This is a genomic window from Streptomyces pyxinae (assembly GCF_024756275.1).
Lineage (GTDB): Bacteria > Actinomycetota > Actinomycetes > Streptomycetales > Streptomycetaceae > Streptomyces > Streptomyces pyxinae.
The window spans coordinates 56,659-78,717 of sequence record NZ_JANUGQ010000005.1 but is presented as its reverse complement, the minus strand read 5'-3'; the positions used below and the strand labels follow the sequence as shown (position 1 = coordinate 78,717).

17 protein-coding genes are annotated in these 22,059 nt (G+C 76.1%); 12 read left to right on the top strand and 5 right to left on the bottom strand.

Translation table 11 applies throughout. The features are described from left to right. The first annotated feature begins 263 nt into the window (after positions 1 to 263). The 7 genes from NX801_RS08280 (at position 264) to mug (ending at position 7,334) form a co-directional block, all read left to right on the top strand. Positions 264 to 800 carry a DUF4232 domain-containing protein gene (locus NX801_RS08280; RefSeq protein WP_258786539.1) on the top strand — a complete coding sequence of 179 codons (537 nt, stop codon included), beginning with the start codon at positions 264 to 266 and terminating at the stop codon, positions 798 to 800. 162 nt (positions 801 to 962) lie between these two features. Beyond that, positions 963 to 1,448, top strand: a complete 486-nt coding sequence (locus NX801_RS08275; RefSeq protein ID WP_258786538.1) for an MSMEG_6728 family protein — start codon at positions 963 to 965, stop codon at positions 1,446 to 1,448. Between the two features lie 136 nt (positions 1,449 to 1,584). Then, complete coding sequence (locus NX801_RS08270) at positions 1,585 to 3,222, top strand: hemolysin family protein (protein ID WP_258786537.1); 1,638 nt, start codon at positions 1,585 to 1,587, stop codon at positions 3,220 to 3,222. Next, complete coding sequence (locus NX801_RS08265; RefSeq protein WP_258786536.1) at positions 3,219 to 4,235, top strand: hemolysin family protein; 1,017 nt, start codon at positions 3,219 to 3,221, stop codon at positions 4,233 to 4,235. The genes NX801_RS08270 and NX801_RS08265 overlap by 4 nt, the downstream gene beginning before the upstream one ends. 236 nt (positions 4,236 to 4,471) lie before the next feature. Next, positions 4,472 to 5,278 (top strand): SGNH/GDSL hydrolase family protein, encoded by an 807-nt coding sequence (locus NX801_RS08260; RefSeq protein ID WP_258786534.1) that lies wholly within the window; start codon positions 4,472 to 4,474, stop codon positions 5,276 to 5,278. 59 nt (positions 5,279 to 5,337) lie between these two features. Then, positions 5,338 to 6,780, top strand: coding sequence for an adenylosuccinate lyase (gene purB / locus NX801_RS08255; protein ID WP_258786533.1), 1,443 nt, complete (start codon positions 5,338 to 5,340; stop codon positions 6,778 to 6,780). Then, positions 6,777 to 7,334, top strand: a complete 558-nt coding sequence (mug, locus tag NX801_RS08250; protein ID WP_258786726.1) for a G/U mismatch-specific DNA glycosylase — start codon at positions 6,777 to 6,779, stop codon at positions 7,332 to 7,334. Before purB ends, mug begins: the two co-directional genes overlap by 4 nt. A gap of 187 nt (positions 7,335 to 7,521) precedes the next feature. Here mug and NX801_RS08245 read toward each other — a convergent pair whose 3' ends face one another. Then, positions 7,522 to 7,959 (bottom strand): hypothetical protein, encoded by a 438-nt coding sequence (locus NX801_RS08245; RefSeq protein ID WP_258786531.1) that lies wholly within the window; start codon positions 7,957 to 7,959, stop codon positions 7,522 to 7,524. Positions 7,960 to 8,570: 611 nt separating this feature from the next. Between NX801_RS08245 and NX801_RS08240 the strand changes: the two genes are divergently transcribed. Then, positions 8,571 to 9,728: an ROK family transcriptional regulator gene (locus NX801_RS08240; RefSeq protein WP_258786530.1), complete on the top strand. Its 1,158-nt coding sequence runs from the start codon at positions 8,571 to 8,573 to the stop codon at positions 9,726 to 9,728. Between the two features lie 98 nt (positions 9,729 to 9,826). Here NX801_RS08240 and NX801_RS08235 read toward each other — a convergent pair whose 3' ends face one another. Next, positions 9,827 to 10,567 carry a GntR family transcriptional regulator gene (locus NX801_RS08235; RefSeq protein ID WP_258786529.1) on the bottom strand — a complete coding sequence of 247 codons (741 nt, stop codon included), beginning with the start codon at positions 10,565 to 10,567 and terminating at the stop codon, positions 9,827 to 9,829. Between the two features lie 399 nt (positions 10,568 to 10,966). Here NX801_RS08235 and NX801_RS08230 point away from each other — a divergent pair, with 399 nt between their 5' ends. Together NX801_RS08230 and NX801_RS08225 are read left to right on the top strand one after the other, a co-directional pair. Further along, positions 10,967 to 11,386 (top strand): VOC family protein, encoded by a 420-nt coding sequence (locus NX801_RS08230; RefSeq protein ID WP_258786528.1) that lies wholly within the window; start codon positions 10,967 to 10,969, stop codon positions 11,384 to 11,386. Positions 11,387 to 11,666: 280 nt separating this feature from the next. Continuing rightward, the gene (locus NX801_RS08225) at positions 11,667 to 13,127 is read left to right on the top strand and encodes a GNAT family N-acetyltransferase (protein ID WP_258786526.1); all 1,461 of its coding nucleotides are present in this window, start codon (positions 11,667 to 11,669) and stop codon (positions 13,125 to 13,127) included. Here the strand turns inward: NX801_RS08225 and NX801_RS08220 are convergent. Further along, positions 13,063 to 14,316, bottom strand: a complete 1,254-nt coding sequence (locus NX801_RS08220; protein WP_258786724.1) for a trans-sulfuration enzyme family protein — start codon at positions 14,314 to 14,316, stop codon at positions 13,063 to 13,065. The two genes, NX801_RS08225 and NX801_RS08220, sit on opposite strands and share 65 nt — an antisense overlap. Positions 14,317 to 14,486: 170 nt before the next feature. Between NX801_RS08220 and NX801_RS08215 the strand changes: the two genes are divergently transcribed. Both NX801_RS08215 and NX801_RS08210 read left to right on the top strand, forming a co-directional pair. Beyond that, positions 14,487 to 15,014, top strand: a complete 528-nt coding sequence (locus NX801_RS08215) for an Lrp/AsnC family transcriptional regulator (protein WP_258786525.1) — start codon at positions 14,487 to 14,489, stop codon at positions 15,012 to 15,014. Positions 15,015 to 15,046: 32 nt separating this feature from the next. Continuing rightward, positions 15,047 to 16,738, top strand: coding sequence for a DUF885 domain-containing protein (locus NX801_RS08210; protein WP_258786524.1), 1,692 nt, complete (start codon positions 15,047 to 15,049; stop codon positions 16,736 to 16,738). 612 nt (positions 16,739 to 17,350) lie between these two features. Here the strand turns inward: NX801_RS08210 and NX801_RS08205 are convergent. Further along, positions 17,351 to 20,377 carry an AAA family ATPase gene (locus NX801_RS08205; RefSeq protein WP_258786522.1) on the bottom strand — a complete coding sequence of 1,009 codons (3,027 nt, stop codon included), beginning with the start codon at positions 20,375 to 20,377 and terminating at the stop codon, positions 17,351 to 17,353. After that, positions 20,374 to 21,537: an exonuclease SbcCD subunit D gene (locus NX801_RS08200; RefSeq protein ID WP_258786520.1), complete on the bottom strand. Its 1,164-nt coding sequence runs from the start codon at positions 21,535 to 21,537 to the stop codon at positions 20,374 to 20,376. Before NX801_RS08200 ends, NX801_RS08205 begins: the two co-directional genes overlap by 4 nt. Positions 21,538 to 22,059: the final 522 nt, after the last annotated feature.

Below are 22,059 nucleotides of genomic sequence, written 5' to 3'. Positions count from 1 at the left end.
CAGCGGCTGCGTGGCCGTTCCACCGTCCCATTCCCCCGGCATCGCTGGCCGATGGGACGGATCACCCCGCAAGCTGTGGCCATCCAAGCACGCCGCTCGCTGCGAACGACCGTGCACCCCGGTCACGTTGCCCGCCCGAGCGGCTTCCGGCGCCCCCGCGCGCCGGGCCCGGAGGCTCCGGCCGCCACCGGATACGTACACGATCACGTCTCAGCAGCGGTTCCCGCATCCGTATCAGTTCAGTTCAGTAAGGAACAGAGCCCATGCGTCTTCGCACCCGTCAGCTCCTCGCCGTCACCGGCACCGCCCTCGCCACCGCCGTCGCCCTGGGCGCGCCCTCGCAGGCGGTGGCGGCCGGCCGCGGCGAGCCCGCCCGGGTGACCTGCGCCGCCGCCACCACCAAGGTGACCGTCACCCCGGTGAAGAGCCCGGTCAACCACCTGCTGATCACCGTCAAGAACACCGGCAAGACGCTCTGTGACGCGTACTACGCCCCCGCGCTGCGCTTCGACGACGCTCAGGCCGCCACGACCGTCAACCGGGACAGCCAGCCGCAGGCCGTCGTCTCCCTCATGCCGGGCGAGAGCGCGTACGCGGGGGTGACCACCTCGGCGGCCGACGGCTCCGGTACGCACGGCTACACCGCCCACCGCCTGGAGGTCCACTTCGTGAACAGGACCGACACGGGCTCCGTCGGCGCGCCCGCCAAGCCCGCGCTGCCCAAGGCCGGTGTCTGGGTGGACAGCTCCGCCCAGGTGACCTACTGGCAGTACACCGCCGCCGACGCCCTCATGTGGTGACGACCGCACCGCCGGTCCACACACCCCGGGCCGTCCCGCCGCACCCTGCCCCCGGGTACGCGGCGGGGCGGCCCGGTCCCATGCCGTCCCCCTGCGGTGCGCGGCCGGGTCTCCCCCGCTCGGGCGGGAACTGGTCGGCGCCGAACCGGGTAGGGACGCTCCATGCAGACCTTCCTGCCGTACCCGGACTTCCTGGCCTCCGCCGCCGCGCTCGACACCCGCCGCCTGGGCAAGCAGCGAGTGGAGGCGCTCCAGGTGTTCCGGGGGCTGACCGTGCCGGGGTACGGCTGGGCCAGGCACCCGGCGGTGAGGATGTGGGCCGGGTACGAGGAGGCGCTGGTCCGCTACGGCCTGGACGTGTGCGGGCACTGGACGGCGCAGGGCCGGGCCGACACCTGCGCCGGCACCCTGCTGGCCGGGTTCGGCGACCACCGCCCCGGGACGGTCGTACGGGATCAGGGCCTGCTGGCCGGGGCGGGCGAGCTGCCGCCCTGGCTGGGTGACCCGGACTTCCACCGCAGCCACCAGTCGGCGCTGGTCCGCAAGGACCCGGACTTCTACGGGACGCGGTTCCCCGGCGTACCGGACGACCTGCCGTACGTCTGGCCCGGTTCCGACCGGGGCGAAGCCGGGAAGGCGGGCCGATGAGCGCCCGGCTCCGGACCGGGCCGGGCACCGTGCGGGCCCCCGGACCACCGGGTCCCGTCCCGTTCTGTCCCGTGTTCTGTCCCGTCCTGTCGTCATGCCCGCGCCCGGTGGCGGATCATGGAATGGAGGTGATCCGATGACCGAAGTGCTTCTGCTGTTCGTCGCGCTGCTGCTCTCCGTGCTGTGCGGCGCCTTCGTGGCAGCCGAGTTCTCCCTGACCACGGTGGAACGGAGCGAGCTGGAGCGGGCCGTCGAGCGCGGTGACCGGGGCGCGGCGGGCGCGCTCGGCGCCGTACGCTCGCTCACCTTCCAGCTCTCCGGCGCCCAGCTCGGCATCACGGTGACCAATCTGATCGTGGGCATGCTCTCCGAGCCGTCGATCACCGCCCTGATCCGGGGGCCGCTGCGGGATCTGGGTCTCGCCGACTCGATGGCCTCCTCGGTGGCGCTGGTCCTCGGCACGGGTCTGTCCACGGTGGTGCTGATGGTGGTGGGCGAGCTGGTGCCCAAGAACTGGGCCATCTCCTCGCCGCTGGCGGTGGCCCGGGTGGTGGCGACCCCGCAGCGGGTGTTCACGGCCGCCTTCAAGCCGCTGATCGGCCATCTCAACAACACGGCCAACCGGATCGTGCGCAAGCTGGGTCTGGAGCCCGCCGACGAGCTGGCCTCGGCGCGCGGACCGCAGGAGCTGGTGGCGCTGGCCCGGCACTCGGCCAAGGAGGGTGCCCTGGAGGCGGACACGGCCGAGCTGTTCGTCCGGACCCTGAATCTGGCCGAGCTGACCGCGGAGAACGTGATGACCCCCCGGGTGCAGGTGGTGGCGCTGGACGCGCAGGCCACGGCCGAGGACGTCGCCAACGCCACCCGGGCGACCGGGCTCTCCCGCTTCCCGGTCTACCGGGGCGGTCTGGACTCGGTGGTGGGCACCGCCCACATCAAGGACGTGCTGACGGTTCCGGCGGCGGACCGGAGCCGGAAACCGGTCGCGGACATCCTGCGGGAGCCGCTCTTCGTACCGGAGACGCTGACGGTGGACCGGCTGCTGGACCGGCTCTCCGGGAAGGCCACCATGGCCGTGGTCATCGACGAGTACGGGGGCACGGCCGGGGTGGTGACGCTGGAGGACATCGTCGAGGAGGTCGTGGGCGAGGTGCGCGACGAGCACGACCCGCACGAGACGCCGGATCTGGCCCGGGCGGGCGAGGACGCCGGGGGCCGGGCGCTGTGGTCGGCGGACGGCGCCGCCCGGACCGATCAGCTGGAGCGGATCGGGCTGCGGGTGCCGGACGGCCCGTACGAGACCCTCGCCGGTCTGGTCGCGACCGAGCTGGGCCGGATACCGGCGGTCGGTGACCGGGTGGAGCTGGCCGGCTGGTGTCTGGACGTGGTGGACTCCTCCGGCCGGCGGGCGGCCCGGGTACTGATGCACGCCCCCGACCGCCCGGAGCCCCCGGCCGGACCCGGCGGGCGCGGCGGCGCCGGCCCGGACACGCCCGGCCGCCGGGGCGGCGACGGCACCCCGGACGGCTCAGGACCGAACGGCCGCCGCTCCCGGCGCCGCTCAGGACCGGACGGCCGCGGGTCGGACACCGGCCCACGCGACGGCTCAGGACCCGGCACCGGCCCCGGCACCGGCTCGGATCCCGCGTCCGCCCCGGGCAGCGGCGCCGGCGACGGCGCCGGCCACGGCTCGGGCCCCGGACCCGCTTCCGGGAGCGGCCCGGACGGCCGCGCCTCCGGGAGCGGCCCGGCCACCGGGGAGGCGGGCCGATGACCGGGATCCAGTTGCTGATCGGCCTGCTCACCCTGGTCGCCAACGCGTTCTTCGTCGGCGCCGAGTTCTCCCTGATCTCGGTGCGCCGCAGCCAGGTCGAGCCGGCCGCCGAGCAGGGCGACCGCCGGGCACGCAGTGTCATCTGGGGCCTGGAGCACGTCTCGGCGCTGCTGGCGGCGGCCCAGCTGGGCATCACGCTCTGCACCCTGGTGCTCGGCATCGTGGCCGAACCGGCCATCGCCCATCTGCTGGAGCCGGTCTTCGACGCGGTCGGGGTGCCGCACGGCGTGGTGCACCCGATCTCGTTCGTGATCGCCCTCTCCGTGGCCACCTATCTGCACATGCTGCTGGGCGAGATGGTGCCGAAGAACATCGCGCTGGCCGAACCCTCCCGGCTGGCGCTGCTGCTCGGGCCCCCGCTGGTGGCCATGGCGCGGGCGCTGCGCCCGGTGATCTTCACGGTGAACGCCGTCGCCAACGGTCTGCTCAAGCTGTTGCGGGTGGAGACCCGGGACGAGGTGGCGGCGACCTTCTCGGACGACGAGCTGGCCCGGATGGTGACCGACGCCAGTGACGCCGGGCTGCTCGACGACCGGGCCACCGAGCGGCTGCACGACGCCCTGGAGCTGGGGCGGCGGCCGGTGCGGGACGTGGTGATGCCGCTGGAGCGGGTCGTCCGCACCCGGGTCGGCACCACGCCGGAGGAGCTGGAGGCGCTGGCCGCCGAGTCCGGGTTCTCGCGGTTCCCGGTGGTCGACGCCAACCGCCGGATCCTGGGCTATCTCCATGTGAAGGACGCGCTGGACGCCGCCCCGCGCGATGTGCCGTTCCCGGTCTCCGCGATGCGGCCGATCGCCCGGGTGCGGGCCGCCTCCCCGCTGGACGACGTGCTGACCGCGATGCGCCGCAGCCGCACCCATCTGGCCGCCGTGCTGGACGAGGACGGCCGGCTGGCCGGGCTGGTCACCATGGAGGACGTCCTGCGCGAACTGGTCGGCCGCCCGGCGTCCTGACACCGCCGGTCACCCGGGCGGTCCGCCGGCCGGCACGCGGGGCCGGCCCGGACCCCGCGCCCCGGCGTGCGGGGACGCCGCCCGGGACGCGGCCTCGGCATGGGGGTGCGCCGCCCGGGACGCGGACCCACCGGGCAGGGACACCGCCCGGGACGCGGACCCACCGGGCAGGGACACCGCCCGGATCGCGGACCCCTCGCACGGGGTGGCGCCGCTCCGTCTACCATGGGCTCGCCATGGAGACGGATGCTAGATACACCAGTTTTGTCGCGGTGGGCGACAGCTTCACCGAGGGCATGTCCGACCTGCTGCCGGACGGCACCTACCGGGGCTGGGCCGATCTGCTGGCGGCCCGGCTCGCGGCCCGGACGCCCGGCTTCCGGTACGCCAATCTGGCGGTGCGGGGCAAGCTCATCGCCCAGATCGTGGCCGAGCAGGTGGACCTCGCGACGGCGATGCGGCCGGATGTGATCTCGTTGGTCGGCGGGCTCAACGACACCCTCCGTCCGGGGTGCGACCTCGGGCGGATCCGCGCCTCGCTGGAGGAGGCGGTGGAGCGGCTGGCGCCCGCCTGCCGGACGCTGGTCCTGATGCGCAGCCCGGGCCGGCGGGGCCCTGTGATGGAGCGGTTCCGGCCGCGCATGGAGGGGCTCTTCTCGTACGTGGACGAGCTGGCCGCCCGGCACGGCGCCCTGGTGGTGGATCTGTACGGGGCCGAGGTGCTCGGGGACCAGCGGCTCTGGGACGTGGACCGGCTGCACCTGACGGCCGAGGGGCACCGGCGCGTCGCGGAGGCGGTCTGGCAGGCGCTCGGGCTGCCCGCCGAGGAGGACTGGCGGGCCCCGCTGCCGTCGCATGTGCCGCCGGGCTGGATGGCCCGGCGGATCGGGGACGCCCGGTTCGCCCGGGAGCACCTGGGCCCCTGGATCGGGCGGCGGCTGACCGGCCGCTCCTCCGGCGACGGCCGCCCCGCCAAGCGCCCCGAGCTGCTGCCGTACGGCGAGCCGGCGGACCGGGCCGTCCCCGACCCCGGGCACTTGTAGCAAGCCACAACCGGGACCGTGGCCCTGGCCTGCGTAAACCGACAGTACAATCTGGTCACGTGACTGCTGCGTCTGAGAAGCCCCGCATCCCCAATGTCCTCGCCGGCCGCTACGCCTCCACCGAGCTGGCCGTCCTCTGGTCGCCGGAGGAGAAGGTGAGGCTGGAGCGCCGGCTCTGGCTCGCCGTGCTGCGCGCCCAGAAGGACCTGGGGATCGACGTCCCGGACGCCGCGCTCACCGACTACGAGCGGGTGCTCGACCAGGTGGACCTGGCCTCCATCGCCGAGCGCGAGCGCGTCACCCGGCACGATGTGAAGGCCCGGATCGAGGAGTTCAACGCGCTCGCCGGCCATGAGCAGGTCCACAAGGGCATGACCTCCCGCGACCTCACCGAGAATGTCGAGCAGCTCCAGATCCGGCTCTCCCTGGAGCTGGTGCGCGACCGTACGGTGGCGGTGCTGGTCCGGCTGGGCCGGCTGGCCGCCGACCACGCCGAGCTGGTGATGGCCGGCCGCTCGCACAATGTCGCCGCCCAGGCCACCACCCTCGGCAAGCGGTTCGCCACCGCGGCCGACGAGCTGCTGGTCGCCTTCGCCCGGGTCGAGGAGCTGCTCGGCCGGTATCCGCTGCGCGGCATCAAGGGCCCGGTCGGCACCGCCCAGGACATGCTGGACCTGCTCGGCGGGGACGCGGCCAAGCTGGCGGAGCTGGAGCGCCGGATCGCCGCCCATCTGGGCTTCGCGCACGCCTTCACCTCGGTCGGCCAGGTCTATCCGCGCTCGCTCGACTACGAGGTGGTCACCGCCCTGGTCCAGCTGGCCGCCGCGCCCTCCTCGCTCGCCAAGACGATCCGGCTGATGGCCGGCAACGAGTTGGTCACCGAGGGCTTCAAGCCGGGCCAGGTCGGCTCGTCCGCGATGCCGCACAAGATGAACACGCGCTCCTGCGAGCGGGTCAACGGTCTGATGGTCGTCCTGCGCGGCTACGCCTCCATGACCGGTGAGCTGGCCGGCGACCAGTGGAACGAGGGCGACGTCTCCTGCTCGGTGGTCCGCCGGGTGGCGCTGCCGGACGCCTTCTTCGCGCTGGACGGCCTGCTGGAGACCTTCCTGACCGTGCTGGACGAGTTCGGTGCCTTCCCGGCGGTCGTCGCCCGCGAGCTCGACCGCTATCTGCCCTTCCTGGCCACCACCAAGGTGCTGATGGCCTCGGTGCGGGCGGGGGTCGGCCGCGAGGTGGCGCACGAGGCCATCAAGGAGAACGCGGTGGCCTCGGCGCTGGCCATGCGCGAGGGCGGCGCCGAGCGGAACGAACTGCTGGACAAGCTCGCCGCCGACGAGCGCATCCCGCTGGACCGGGCCGGGCTGGACGCGGCGATGGCGGACCGGCTGTCGTTCACCGGTGCCGCCGCCGCCCAGGTCGGCGTGGTGGTCACCCGGATCGAGGAGCTGGCGAAGCGCCACCCGGCGGCGGCCGGTTACGCCCCCGGGGCGATCCTCTGAGCCGGATCACCCGCGAGGAGCTGGAGGCCGCTCGCGATCGCACCGTGCCGGATGTGATCGCGAGCGGCCTGTCCGTGCTGTTCTGCGGGATCAACCCCGGTCTGCTCTCCGCCGTCAAGGGCGAGCACTTCGCCCGGCCCGGCAACCGCTTCTGGCCGGTGCTGCACCTCTCCGGCTTCACCCCGCACCGGCTGAAGCCCTCGGAGCAGGGGGAGTTGCTGTCGTACGGGCTCGGCGTCACCAACGTGGCGGCGCGTGCCACCGCCCGGGCGGACGAGCTGTCCGAGGAGGAACTGCGCGAGGGCGGACGGCTGCTGGCGGCGAAGGTCGAGACCCTGCGCCCGCGCTGGCTGGCGGTGGCCGGGGTGACCGCGTACCGTACCGCCTTCGGTGACCGGGCGGCCCGCATAGGCCCGCAGGAGCGGACCATCGGCGACACCCGGATCTGGGCGCTGCCCAACCCGAGCGGGCTCAACGCGCACTGGTCGCTCACCACCATGGCCGAGGAGTTCGGCCGGCTGCGGGCCGCCGCCGGCGAGCCGCCCAGGTCCTGAGCCGGAGACAGCGGCGCGCCCGGAGCCGGGGCCGGTGCCCCGGCTCCGGACGGTACCGGTCGGCGGGCGGGTGCCCCCGGGCGACCCCGGCAGAATGGCGCCCCGGCCGACGGCTCCCCCGGCTCGCCCCGGGCCGACTCGGGACCCCGTACGGGGCGGGCCGGCTCAGGGGGCGGGGCGGGCCGGCTCAGGGCGGGTCGGTCGTGGTGACGGCGGCGAGCAGCTGGAACGCCAGCTCCGGACCCCACTGCGCCACGCCCAGCGCCAGCCACCGCTCCCCCACCCGCCAGAGGTACAGGTCCGGCACGGTGTGCGCGAGCCCGGCCCAGGGCTCCGGTATCTCCTCGCCGGCCAGGGCGCGCCGCCGCAGCGACCAGAGGCCGAACCGCTGCGGCGGCCCCCAGCGGCCGGCGAGCAGCAGGGCGAGGGCCTCGCGCTCGGCGTCGTACTGCTCCTCGGCCGCCGCCCGGCCGGCGCCGCCGTCCTCGTGGAACGCCTCACCGGCGGCCAGCTCGGCCAGATGGAAACCCGGACCGCTCTCGACCGCGCCGGACCTGCCGCGCCGCCCGGGGAAGGGGCGGGAGCGCAGCTGATCGATGGTCAGCAGATGCCGGGCCGTGGTCATGGCTCCAGTAAAGCCCGCCCCACCGACAATTGGCGTTCCGTCACCGGGGGCCAGCGGTGCCGTCCGCCGGCGACCGGTCGTCCGGGCGGGTCCCGGCCCGGCGGAGGTACGGGCGGGGGCGCCGGCCGGAGCGAGGAGCGGCCGGACGGCGGCCGTCACGAGCGCGGGCCGTGGCTCGTGTGGGCGGCCACAGGTACGGACCGTCGCGGGCGCGAGCCGTCGCGGGCGCGAGCCGTCGCGGGCGCGGCCACGGGCCGTCACGGGCACGGGCCGTCACGGGCACGGGCCGTCACGGGCACGGGCCGTGGCTGGCGCGGGCCGCCACAGGTACGGGCCATCACGGGCGCGGGCCACCGCGGGTACGGACCGACGCGGGCGCGGGCCACCGCGGGTACGGACCGACGCGGGCACGGACCGACGCGGGCACGGCCGGAGGAGGGCGCGGGCCGACGCGGGCACGGCCGGAGGAGGGCGCGGGCCGTCGCGGGCACGGCCGGAGGAGGGGCCGGGTGCCGGCGGGGCGGGGCGGCGGGTGGCCGGGGGGCGCTCGCCGCCCCGGCGGCCATTGAGTACCATCCGGCAGACACGCGCTCGACCTGGGAGGACACACCGTGGGGCGGCTGACCGGCGGCGATCCGTCGCTGTTGCGGCGGATCAATTCCGCGGTGGTACTCCATGCGCTGCGCGGCGCCGATCTGCTCACGCTCACCGATCTGACCCGGATCACCGGGCTCTCACGGCCGACCGTCGAAGGGGTCACCGAGGGTCTGATCGAGAGCGGCCTGGTGGTGGAGGCGGCGCCCGAGGGGGGTGAGGCGCGGCGCCAGGGGCGTCCGGCCCGGCGGTTCCGCTTCCGCGCGGAGGCCGGGCATCTGCTGGGCATCGAGATCGGCCCGCACCGGGTGGCCGCGCTGATCTCCGGTCTCGACGGGCGGATCATCGGCGCCGGGTCCCGGGAGGTACGGGAGGACGCCCCGGCGGACGAACGGCTCGACCGGGTCCGGTCGGTGGTCGCGGATCTGCTGCGCCGGTCCGGGGTGGCCCGGGACAGCCTGCGGGCGGTCGGGGTCGGCACTCCCGGCATCGTCGAGGCGGACGGGAGGGTACGGCTGGGCACGGCGCTGCCCGGGTGGACCGGGCTGCCGCTGGGCGAGCGGCTGCGGCGGTCGTTCCGCTGCCCGGTGCTGGTGGAGAACGACGCCAACGCGGCGGCGGTGGCCGAGCAGTGGAAGGGCGCCGCCAGCGACTCGGACGACATCGTCTTCGTCCTGGCCGGGCTGAGCCCCGGGGCCGGTTCACTGATCGGCGGGCGGCTGCACCGGGGGTACGGCGGAGCCGCCGGGGAGATCGGCGCGCTGCATCTGCTGGGCCGGGAGGCGACCCCGGAGGCGCTGCTCTCGACGACGGACGAGCCGCTGCACCCGCTGGACGAACAGGCGGTGGCAAAGGTGTTCGCGCTGGCCCGGCAGGGGGACGCGCGGGCCGGGGCGGCGATGGACCGGTTCATCCAGCGGCTGGTGCACGATGTGGCCGCGCTGGTGCTGGCGCTCGATCCGGAGCTGGTGGTGGTCGGCGGCTGGGCGGCCGGTCTGGACGGGGTGCTCCAGCCGCTCCGGGACGAGCTGGCGCGGTTCTGTCTGCGCCCGCCCCGGGTGGCGCTGTCCCTGCTGGGCGAGGCGGTGGTGGCCACCGGGGCGCTGCGGCTGGCGCTCGACCATGTCGAGGAGCAGTTGTTCGCGGTGGAGGGCACGGTGACGGCCCGCCGCTGAGGCGGGGACCCGGGACGGCGGACCCGGACGGGGAGCCGGGAATTCCCCGGCCGGGCCGGCCGGGGCGCGGGCCGGCCGGGTGAGACCCCGGCGGTGGCTCAGGAGGCGATGCGGAAGTCGCCCGCGTCGCCGAAGGTGAGCCGGCAGGTGTCGGCGCGGTAGGTCGCCACCGAGACGGCGGCGGTCCGGCCGGCCGAGAGATAGCGGGTGGTGACGACCAGCACCGGGGCGCCCGGCAGCCGGTCCAGCTCGCGGGCGTCGTCCGCCCGGGCCGAGCCGAGCTCCACCGACCGGTCCTGGCCGGCCAGGCTGAGGCGCTGGAGCTCGCGCAGCACCGCCCGGGCGCGGTCCTGACCGGCCGGGGCGTCGGCGGCCGGGAGCCCGGGCACGGAGGCGGCCGGGACGTACAGCTGCTCGGCGGCGAGGGCCTGGCCGTGGCTCAAGCGCAGCCGGCGCACGGTGTGTACGGCCTCGTCCCCGGCCAGCTCCAGCAGCCGGGCCACCGCGGCGGGCGGCACGGCCGAGGCGCAGTCCACCGGGTCCCAGCCCTCGTCGGAGGCGTCCGGCCAGGCGTGCTGGGAGGTGGAGACGTCCACCCCCATCCGGGGCGGGGCGACGGTGGTGCCGACACCGCGCCGGCGCTGGAGGCGGCCTTCGAGCTCCAACTGCTCCAGGGCCTGGCGGAGCGTGGCCCGGGCGACGCCGAAGCGGGCGGCGAGTTCACGCTCGTTGGGCAGGATCTCCCCCACCGCGAACTCCGAGTCGAGTGCTTCCGCGAGAACGGTCCGAAGGTGCCAGTACTTGGGCTCCGGCACCGTCTCCAGCTGCGTGGTCCCCACCCTGATCCTCCGCCATCGCCGCGCCGCCGACCGGCTTTCCGTGGCCTTGTTTATTAAAGGTTCCTGCACTAACCGCTCGACCATAGGACGGCACACCCCCTTGGTCAAGACCAATGCCGGACGGCTCGCTCTCCGTGCCCGGCCGGCAGCCGACCGTGCGGGCGCGGCGGCGGTACGGGCTCCGGCGACGCGTGGCGGATTCCCGGCGGTCGGGGACCGGGGCCGCGACCGCCGCCGGGAGACGGGACCGGGCGCGGCTCCGCCGGGAGTCGGGGACCCGTTCCGTCCGGGGACCGGGGGCGAAAGTCCGATCGACCGGCCGGCGGTGGCCCGGCCAGGATGAGGGCGTGTTCCTCGACTCCCCCGAACCCCTCGGACCTCCCGGAAGGCAGGACCGTCATGCCCCTCGGTGCTTCCTCGCACATCCGCGTCGCCCGCCCGTGCCGCGATCTCGCCGCGGCCGAGCGGTTCTGGTCCGGAGGGCTGGGGCTGCGGGTGGTGCACCGCGACCCCGGCGGGCGGCGCCCGGGCGAGCACGCGCTGCTGATGCTGGGGTGGCCGGAGGCCGGCTGGCACCTGGAGCTGGTGCACGAGGCGGCCCACCCCGTCGAACCGCGCCCCACCGAGGAGGACCTGCTCGTCGTCTGTCTGGCGGAGCCCGTGCCGGCGGGGCTGGTGGCCCGGCTGGAGGAGTACGGCGGCAGGCAGGTCGCCTCGCCCAACCCGTACTGGAACGAGTGGGGCGTCACCATCGAGGACCCGGACGGCTACCGGCTGGTCCTCTGCGCCCGCGCATGGGCCAACACCCCGGTCGAGTGAGGAACACCGGCCCCCTTCTCACGGCACCCCCCACCCCAGCCCCGCCACCACCGCCGCCGTCCCGGCCCCCGGTCCGTCCGGTGATCCGCCTCCCGGTCCGTCCGGGTGATCCGCCAGGTGGCCTGGGTCCGCCATGCGGGTGATCCACCAGGTGGCCGGGGCCGCCGTCCGGGTGACCGAAGGAGGGAGAAAACCGGACACCGGAGGACCAGAGCGGCGCTTAACCCATCAGTCACAAAGCGTTTGTGATCACGCAACACCACTCCGCCAGAGTGCCGGTATGACCCCTGCGACATCCGCGAAGAGCACCCGCGAGCACACCCGCCACCACCGCTCTCACCGCCACCACTGGCGCCGGGACCTGGTCGAGCTGGCCGCCCTGTTCACGGCGGTGGCCGTGGCGGACGCCGTCGCCAACACCGTGGCCCACGGCCCGGACGGGCCCTATCTGCTGGTGGTCTCCGCGATCGCGCTGCTCGCCACGGCCGGCTTCCACATCTGGTGGTCCCGCCGCCCCGGCCATGCCCCACCCGCCCCGCCGGGCACCGATACCGGCGGCGTCCCGGCACCGGAGACCTCGGCGGCACCGTCCGCCGGGGCCTCCGCCGCCGGGGCGCCGGCCGGCGGTGGGCGGGCGGCGGCCGGTACCGCGCTGTGGCGGATGCGTACCACCGTGCGCGACGAGCCCGGCAGTCTGGCCGCGCTGTGCACGGCCCTGGCCGGGCTCGGTGTCGACATCCTCACCCTCCAGACCCATCCGCTGGCCGACGGTACGGTGGACGAGTTCCTGCTGCGCGCCCCCGCCGCGCTCCGGCCCGCCGAGCTGAACCGCGCGGTCGCGACAGCGGGCGGCCGGGACACCTGGGCCGAGCGGGCGGACGCCCACGATCTGGTGGACACCCCGACCCGGGTGCTCGGGCTGGCCACTCGCACCGCGCTGGACGCCGCCGAACTTCCGCTGGCTCTGCGTCAGTTGCTGGGCCGCTGCACCATCCACTCGGTGCCCGCGGTGTCGCTGAGCGGCCGGCCGACCGGGGCCACCGCCCCGGTGGAGGGCGCGCTGGAACGGGGCGAGACGGTGATGCGGCTGCGGGACCCGAACGGCGGTGTGCTCACCGTCGAGCGGCCCTATCTGCCGTTCACCCCGACCGAGTTCGCCCGCGCCCGGGCGCTGGTGGAGCTGGACGCGCGGCTCGGGCCCCGGATGCCGCACGACCGGGACGTGGCCCTGCTGCCGGAGGGCGACCGGATCACGGTCCGCCGGGCCGGGCCGGACGATCTGCCGGCCGCGCGGGCGATGCACGACCGCTGCTCGGACCGGACCCTGGGGCTGCGGTACCACGGGCCGGTCGCGGACGCCGACCGCTATCTCGGCCATCTGCTGAGCCCGCGCTTCGGGCGGACCCTCGCGGCGGAGACCGCCGGGGGCCGTCTCGTCGCCCTGGGCCATCTGCTGTGGGACGGCGACGAGACGGAGGTCGCCCTGCTGGTGGAGGACGACTGGCAGCGCCGGGGCGTCGGCGCCGCGCTGCTCGAACGGCTGGTGGCGCTGGCCACCGAGGCGCGGTGCGAGAGCGTCTACGCGGTCACCCAGGCGTCCAACACCGGCATGGTGACGGCGATGCGGGCGCTCCGCCTCCCCCTGGACTTCCAGATCGAGGAGGGCACCCTGGTCATCACCGCGCGGCTGGACCCGTCCGGTGCGCCCCGGCTGCGGCCGGCCGGCCGGGCCGAGCGCTGAGCCGGCCGGCCCCGCCGGTCCGGTCGCCGAGCGCCTCGGCGAGATCGCGCCAGAGGTCCTCGACGTCCTCCAGGCCGACCGAGAGGCGGAGCAGCCGGTCGCTGACGCCGGCCGCCCGCCGGTCGCCCTCGTCCACCACCCGGTGGCTGATGGAGGCCGGGTGCTGGATGAGGCTGTCCACGCTGCCGAGGCTCACGGCGGGGGGGATCAGCCGCACTCCGGCGATCACGTCGTGCGGGTCGCCGTACACCTCGAAGGCGACCATGGCCCCGCCGATCCCCGGGTAGCGCACCCGGGCGACGCGCGGGTCCACGGCGAGCCGCCGGGCCAGCTCGGCGGCGGAGCCGGAGGCGGCCCGTACCCGTACCGGCAGCGTGGCCAGACCGCGCAGCAGCAGATAGCCGGCCATCGGGTGGAGCACTCCCCCGGTGGCGAACCGGATCCGCCGGAGCTGGGCGGCGAACTCCTCGTCGCAGGCGACCACCCCGCCGAGTACGTCGCCGTGGCCGCCCAGGTACTTGGTGGCGCTGTGCAGGACGATCCGCGCCCCGTCGCCGGCCGGCCGCTGGAGGACCGGGGTGGCGAAGGTCGAGTCGACCAGGAGCGGCACCGAGCCGCAGGAGTGCGCCACGGCCCGTACGTCCACCTCGGCGAGGGTCGGGTTGGCGGGGGTCTCCACCATCACCAGGCCGGTGTCCGGCCGGATCGCCGCCGCGATGCCCGCCGGATCGGTCCAGGTGACCTCGGTGCCGAGCAGCCCGCCGGTGAGCAGATGGTCGCTGCACCCGTAGAGCGGGCGGACGGCGACGACATGGCGCAGACCGGCACTCGACCGGGCCAGCAGTACGGCGGTGAGCGCGGCCATGCCGCTGGCGAAGGCGACCGCGCTCTCCGTTCCCTCCAGCCGGGCGAGCGCGGTCTCGAACCGGGCGGTGGTCGGGTTGTCGAGCCGGGCGTAGACGGGCGGGCCCGCGGGCCGGGCGCCGGTCGCGGCGAAGGCGTCGACCCGGGCCGCTTCGGCCCGGGCGTCGGCGGAGGGGTAGGTGGTGGAGAAGTCCAGCGGCACCGCGTGCAGCCCCTGGGCCGCCAGGTCCTCGCGCCCGGCGTGCACCGCCTCGGTGGCGAACGCCCGGTCGCCCCGGGGGGCCGTACCGCAGGCCGGGGAGAAGGCGGTCGCGGGAGAACCCATGGAGGGGGCCGGGGAAGGTGCCGTGGAAGCCTGCGGGCGGGAGCGGGGGAACGTTCCGGAGGCGTCCGGGGTGCCGGTGGCACCCGCGCCTCCCTCCTTGAACATGTCCATGGCGGCACTGTGAACACCGGACGGGGCACGGCGGGGAAACCCCGTGCTACGTTCGCCGCATGGCTGATTCCGTCGTACTGGATCCGGTCGATCTGCACATTCTGCGCCTTCTGCAGAACGACGCCCGGACCACCTACCGGGATCTGGCCGCCGAGGTGGGTGTCGCCCCCTCCACGTGTCTGGACCGGGTGGCGCGGCTGCGGCGGACCGGGGTGATCCTGGGCCACCAGCTACGACTGGATCCGGCCAAACTCGGACGCGGACTCGAAGCACTGCTCTCGGTCCAGGTACGCCCGCACCGCCGGGAGCTGATCGGCCCGTTCGTGGAGCGGATTCGCGCCCTGCCGGAGTCCCGGGCGCTGTTCCATCTGGCGGGACCGGACGACTATCTGGTGCACGTCGCCGTGGCGGACACCGCTGACCTGCAACGACTCGTGATCGACGAGTTCACCTCACAGCGGGAGGTGGCCCGGGTGGAGACCCGGCTGATTTTCCAGCAGTGGCACTGCGGCCCGCTGCTGCCGCCCCTCCCCCCGCCTGCGCGCATGTCGGCCGACCGGCCTCCGGACGCCGCCGGGCACGGATGACGGCGGCCCCGGCGGCATAGAAGGATGGCCGCATGCCAGACACCGCCAGCAGCGCTCTCCCCCGCCAGGTCGCCGACGCCCATGTGGACGACCTTGTCGAGCTCGACCCGATCACCGGCACCTATCTCGGCGTGCGGACGAGCGCCGGGCTCCTGCCCGATCTCTCCCCGGCCGGTCAGGAGCAACTCGCCGCGCTCGCCCGGGAGACCCTCCGCCGGCTCGACGCGGCGGAGCGGCTGCCCGGGGCCGCCGGCGACGCGGAACGGCGCTGCGCCCGGCTGCTCCGCGAGCGGCTGACCGCCGAACTCGCCGTGCACGAGGCCGAGGAGGGGCTCCGCGCGGTCGGCAATCTGCGCTCCCCCGCGCACAGTGTCCGGATGGCGTTCACGGTGATGCCGACCGCGACGGAGGACGACTGGGCGGCGGTGGCCGAGCGGCTGCGGGCGGTGCCCGCCGCCCTGGAGGGCTACCGCTCCTCCCTCGAACTGGGCCTGAAACGCGGCCTGCTGGGCGGCCCCCGGGCCACCGCCACCTTCATCGGCCAGCTCACCGAGTGGTCCGGCGGGATCCACGGCGGGCGTGGCTGGTTCGAGGCGTTCGCGGCCGACGGCCCGGCGGTGCTCGGCGCGGAGCTGGAGACGGCGGCGCACGGGGCCACCGAGGCGGTACGGGCGCTGCGCGACTGGATGCGCGAGGTGTACGCGCCGGGCGTCGAGGGCGCGCCGGACACGGTGGGCCGGGAGCGGTACGCCCGCTGGTCCCGCTACTTCAACGGCACCGACTTCGACCTGGACGAGGCGTACGCCTACGGCTGGGACGAGTACCACCGGCTGCTCGGCGAGATGCGGACCGAGGCGGACAAGATCCTGCCCGACTCCGACCCGTGGGAGGCGCTGGCCCATCTGGACGTCCACGGCACCCATATCGAGGGCGTGGAGGAGGTACGGCTCTACCTCCAGGGCCTGATGGACGAGGCGATCGACGCGCTGGACGGCACCCACTTCGAACTGGCCGAGCGGGTACGGCGGGTGGAGTCCCGGATCGCCCCGCCGGGCGGCGCGGCGGCGCCGTACTACACCGGCCCCTCGGAGGACTTCTCGCGTCCCGGCCGCACCTGGCTGCCGGTCGACGGCGAGACCCGCTGGCCGGTGTACGACCTGGTCTCCACCTGGTACCACGAGGGCGTGCCGGGCCACCATCTCCAGCTCGCCCAGTGGGTGCACGTGGCCGACCAGCTCTCCCGCTACCAGGCCACCGTGGGCGGGGTGAGCGCCAACGCCGAGGGCTGGGCGCTCTACGCCGAGCGGCTCATGGACGAACTGGGCTTCCTGCCCGACCCGGAACGCCGGCTGGGCTATCTGGACGCCCAGATGATGCGTGCCTGCCGGGTGATCGTGGACATCGGCATGCACCTGGAGCTGGAGATCCCGGCGCACTCGCCGTTCCGGCCGGGCGAGCGCTGGACGCCGGAGCTGGGCCAGGAGTTCTTCCGGCGCCACACCGGCCGGCCGGACACCTTCGTGGAGAGCGAGCTGACCCGCTATCTCTCCACCCCGGCCCAGGCGATCGGCTACAAACTGGGCGAACGCGCCTGGCTGCTGGGCCGGGAGAACGCCCGCAAGGCGCGCGGCGCCGCGTTCGACGCCAAGAAGTGGCACATGGCCGCGCTGTCCCAGGGCCCGCTGGGCCTGGACGACCTGGTGGACGAGCTGTCCCGGCTCTGAGCCCGCGCCGACCGGCGGGCGGTGCCGACGAGTCGACGGAACCGTCCGGGTTCCCGGCCGGTACCGGCTGCGGGCGCCGGCCCGGCAGCCGTACGGGCACCCGTGCCGTACCGGGTGCGGAACGGCACGGGTGCCGGTGCCGCACCGGTGCGGAGCCGTACGGGCTCCGGCCCCGCGACCGTCGCGGAGTCGGGCCGGTGACCGGAACCGTACCGGCCGCACAGCCGTACCGGGGCCGGAGCCGTGGTGGTGGTGAGCCGCTTCCCGCGCCGGGCCCGCACCGGCGTCACGCCGGGCACACCGGCTCGGAGCGGTACGGATCCGAGTCGTGCGGCTTCGCGTCGTACGGCTCCGGCGCCGTGCCCGCGCCCCGGCCGCCGGACAGGGCCCACGGCTCCGGCCCCGGCGGCCCACGAGGGCCCCGGCACCCGCCGCCCGGGAGAAGCAGCGCCCGCCGGGCGGCCCCGGACCGGCGTACCCGGCCGGGGGCAGCCGAGTGGGAGGCGGCCGGCGCGTACCCGGCGCATCGCCCCGCGCCGGGGCGGCCCGCGGTCACGGCCTTCCTCCGGCCCGAAGGGGCACTCGGCCCCGGGAAGCCCGGGCCCGGGCCCCTCAGCCCGCGTACGTACGGAGCCGGACCGCCGAGCCGCCACGCTCCTTGACGACCTCCAGCTGGGCCGGGACCCGGCGGCGCAGGTCCGCGACATGGCTGACGATGCCGACGCAGCGGTCCCGCTCCCGGAGCGAGTCCAGCACGTCCAGCACCTCGTCCAGGGTCTGGTCGTCCAGGCTGCCGAAGCCCTCGTCGATGAAGAGGGTGTCCAGCCGTACGCCCCCGGCCTCCTCGGTCACCACGTCCGCGAGGCCCAGCGCCAGGGCGAGCGAGGCGAAGAAGGTCTCCCCGCCGGAGAGGGTGGCGGTGTCCCGCTCCCGGCCGGTCCAGGCGTCCACCACATGGAGTCCGAGTCCGGATCTGCGGGTGCCGGACCGGGCGTCGGAGTGGACCAGGGTGTACCGCCCGCCCGACATCCGGCTCAGCCGGGCCGTCGCCGCGGCGGCCACCTGCTCCAGGCGGGCGGCGAGGACGTACGACTCCAGCCGCATCTTCCGCTCGTTCGCGGCGGAGGTGCCGGCGGTCAGCCCGGCGAGCCCGGCCACCCGGTCGTACTCCGCGCGCAGCGGTCCGAGTCCGCGCGCCTCGCGGGCCGCCTCCCGGGAGAGCCGGTCGAGTTCGGCACACCGGTCCCGGTGGGCGGCGAGCGCGGTGTGGGCGGCCCGCAGCGCCTCCTCGGCGGCGGTGTGGGCGGCCTCGGCGGCGGCCGGGTCGGCGGGCGGACGCCCGGCGGCGGCCCGGGTCTCCGGTTCCGCGAGCCGGTCCGCGACCGCCGCCTCCTCGGCCGCCCGGGCGTCCAGCCGGTGCTGGAGCTCCCGCCGGGCGTCGTCGCCGAGCAGCGCGGCGGCGGCCTCGTCGGAGGTGTCGAACCCGGCCCGGAAGGCCGCCTGGGAGAGCGCGCCCTCGGCCTCCTTGAGCCGCCGTGCGGTGTCCTCGACCGCCCGGGCCGCCTCGGTGGCCCCGGTGAGCCGCTCGATCCGGGCCTCCAGCCGGGCGGCGTGCTCCGCGACGGTGCCGGTGCCGCCGCCCCGGATCCGCGCCAACTCGGCTTCCAGCGCGGCGATCTGCTCGTCCAGGGCCTCCCGCCGGGAGGTGCGGGCGGCGATCCGGCGCTCGGCCTCCTGGCGGACGGCGAGGCGTTCGGTGTGCTCCCGCTCGGCGCGGTCCAGCGCCTCCCGGGCGGCGTGGGTGCCGGCGGCGAGGGCGTGCGCCCCGGCGTGCTCGTCCGCCAGACCGGCCACCAGCTCCGCGAGTGCCGCGACCGGCGGCTGCGGGTCGCCCGGGGCGTCCACCGCCTCGGCCCGGGCCGCCGTCAGGGCCTCCCGGACGACGGCGAGGGCACGCTCGGCCTCGCCCCGGGCCGTGTCGGCGCGGGTGTGCTCCGCGTACGCCGTCTCCTCGGCCGCCCGGTCCACATGGCCGTCCCCGGCGCGGGCGGGCGCCGGGTGGTCCGGGGAGCCGCAGACCGCGCAGGGCTCCCCGTCGGCCAGCCGTCCCGCCAGCTCGGCGGCGATCCCGCGCAGCCGGCGTTCGCGCAGGTCGAGCCAGCTCTCATGGGCCGTGTTGGCGCGCTCCCGGGTGGCGCTCAGCTCCCGCTCGGCCGCCGTGACCCGGCCGGCCAGCTCGTCCCGGCGGCGGGCGGCGGCGAGCCGGCGGCGGGCGGGCTCGATCCGGCCGGCCAGCCGCTCGGCGCGGGTCCCGGCCTCCAGGGCGGTGTCGATCCGCTCCTGGAGCTCCCGGCGGCGGGACGCCCAGCCGTCGAGCCAGCCGGCCGCCTCCTGGCGGGTCTCCTCGTCGGCGCCCGCCTCCCGGTCGGAGTCGGCGCGCTCCCGGGCGAGTTCGTCCCGGCGCCGCTCGGCCCCCCGGGCGGCGTCCAGTTCGGCCAGCTCCCGGCGCGCCCGCCGGGCCCGGTCGTCGAGCTGCTCGGGCCCGGCCCCGGCGAGCTCCGGTTCCAGCGCGGCCCGGGCCCGGTCGTGGCCGGCCACCGCCGCCCGGTGCCGTGCCTCGGCGTCGTCCCGCAGCGCCAGCGGCCCGGCCACCCGGTCGGCCCGCCGGGCCCGGTCCAGCGCGGCCCGCCACTCCTCGTACTCGCCCCGCCGCCCGGCCAGTTCGGCCCGGCGCAGCTCGGCGTCCGCGTACCGCCGCTGCCGGGCGGCCAGTTCGCGCGCGTCCTCCAGCAGCCGTGCGGCGGCGGCCCGGCGGCTCCCGGCGGCGTCCAGCGCGCAGCCGGCGGCGGCCAGCCGCTCCCGGGCGCCCGAGCGGGCGACGGCGGCCCAGGCCAGCACCTCGGCGGCGAGCCCGGGCTCGCCCGGCCGGGCGGCGGGCGCCGGCCACTCCCCGGCGGCCCCGGCGGCCTCCTGGCCCATCCGGTGGGCGAGCGCCAGCAGCCGCTCGTCGCCCGATTTGACCCGCTGCTCGGAGGCGCGGCGCAGCTCCGCGAGGCGTTCCTCGACGGCGGCGAACCTGCGGGTGTCGAAGAGCCGGCCGAGCAGTTTGCCCCGGGCCTCGGCGTCGGCCCGCAGAAAGCGGGCGAAGTCGCCCTGCGGCAACAGCACCACCTGGCAGAACTGCTCCCGGCTCATCCCGAGCAGCTCGGTGATCTCGTCGCCGATCTCCTGGTGGGAGCGGCTGAGCGCCTGCCAGGCGCCGGTGACCGGGTCGTACTCGCGCAGCCCGGACGAGGCGCGCTCGGTGGTGTACCCGCTGCGGCCGCCCCGCTTGGGGCGCTGCTGGGCGGGGCGCCGGGTGATCTCCAGCCGCCGCCCGGCGACCGTGAGGTCGAGTACCACCTCGGTGGGTGTCCCGGCCGGGGCGTGGTCGCTGCGCAGTGTGGTGCCGGGGCTCTGCCGGGCGCCGGGCACCGCCCCGTACAGCGCGAAGCAGACCGCGTCGAGCACCGAGGTCTTGCCGGCGCCGGTGGGTCCGTGCAGCAGGAAGAGCCCGGCCTCGCCCAGCGCGTCGAAGTCGATGTGCTGGGCGGTGGCGAACGGCCCGAAGGCGGTGACGGTCAGCCGGTGGAGCCTCATCCGGCCGCCTCCCGCTCCGCCGCCGCGATCCGTACGGTCTCGAACGCCTCGGCCAGGGTGGCCCGTTCGGGGGCGTCGGGTCCGGCGCCGCGCACATGGGCCACGAAGTCCTCCGCGATCTGGCGGTCGTCGCGGTCGCGCAGCCGCTGGGCGTAGGAGCGGGCCGGGTCGTCGGCGGCCCGCTCCGGCGCGAAGAGCAGGCTGAGGGTGTGCGGGAAGCGGCGGGCCAGCCGGGCCATCGGTTCGGCGGGGCGCACCGGGTCGGTCAGGGTCGCCTCCACCCAGGCGTCCTCGTGGCGGGCGAGGGCCGGGTCGGCGAGCAGCTCGTCCAGGCGCCCGCTGATCCGGGCGAGCGGCCGGGGCACCGGGCAGTCGATCCGCTCGGCGGCGATCTCCCCGGCGGGTCCCAGATCGACCAGCCACATGGTCTTGCGGTGGTGGACCTCGGAGAAGGAGTACGCCAGCGGGGAGCCGGAGTAGCGCACCCGCTCACCGACCGTCTGGCAGCCGTGCAGATGGCCCAGGGCCGCGTAGTCGACGCCGTCGAAGACCCCGGCGGGCACCGACTGCACCCCGCCGACGGTGATGTCCCGCTCGCTCTCGCTCGGCAGGCCGCCGGCCACGAAGGCGTGCGCCAGGACGACCGAGCGGGTGCCGTGCGGCCGGGTGGCGAGATCGGCGCGGACCCGGTCCATGGCGGCGCCGAGCACCGCCGCGTGGCTCGCCTTCCGGACGCCGAACGACTCCCGCACCAGGGCCGGTTCGAGGTAGGGCAGGCCGTAGAGTGCGACCGGGCCGTGGGCGTCGGCCAGCAGCACCGGCGTCCCGGCGCCGGCCGGGTCGGTACGGAGATGGACGCCGGCCCGCTCGATGAGCCCGGCGCCCACGCCGAGGCGGCGGGCCGAGTCGTGGTTGCCGGAGATCATGACGGTGGGTACCCCGGCCGCCGCCAGCCGGTGCAGGGCCGCGTCGAACAGCTCGACCGCCCGCAGCGGCGGGATGGCCCGGTCGTAGATGTCCCCGGCGACCAGGACGGCGTCCACCTCGCGCTCCCGGGCCACGGCCACCAGATGGTCGAGGAAGGCCGCCTGGGCGTCGAGCAGGCTCACCCGGTGGAACGAGCGCCCCAGGTGCCAGTCCGAGGTGTGCAGCAGCCTCATACGACCTCTCCGACCCGCATGTCTCCCCTGTCTCCCCTTGCTCCGCTGCTTCGCACCGCTCGTTCCGCATCGCTCGTCACGCATCGCCCGGCGGCCCGCGCTCGCCGCCATGGCTCCCGCACCCGCGCCCGCGCCGGCCCGAGGGCCCCGGGCATCCGACCGAACCGGCCATCCGGCCGGGCCCGCCGGTCGGTCGGTTCGGTCGGTTCGGTCGGTCGGTCGGTCGGTCGGTCGGTCGGTCCACGCTAACGTCCCGCCGGGCCGTCCCCGCACCCGCCTCCGCGCACGCCTCCCGGCCGGTGACCGCCCACGACCGGGCCGTCGCCCGGCGCCGGGCGACCCGCCGAGCGCCCACGGTACGGGGCCCGGGCCCGGCGCCGCAGCCGATTCCCGGCACTCCCGCCCGGCCCGGGCGGCACGGATGGCCCGGGCGGCACGGACGGCCGCCGTCCTCGGCGCCGCAGCTCTCCTGGCCGCCACCGACGGCGACCGCCAGGTGCGCACGCAGAACGGCAACCCGCG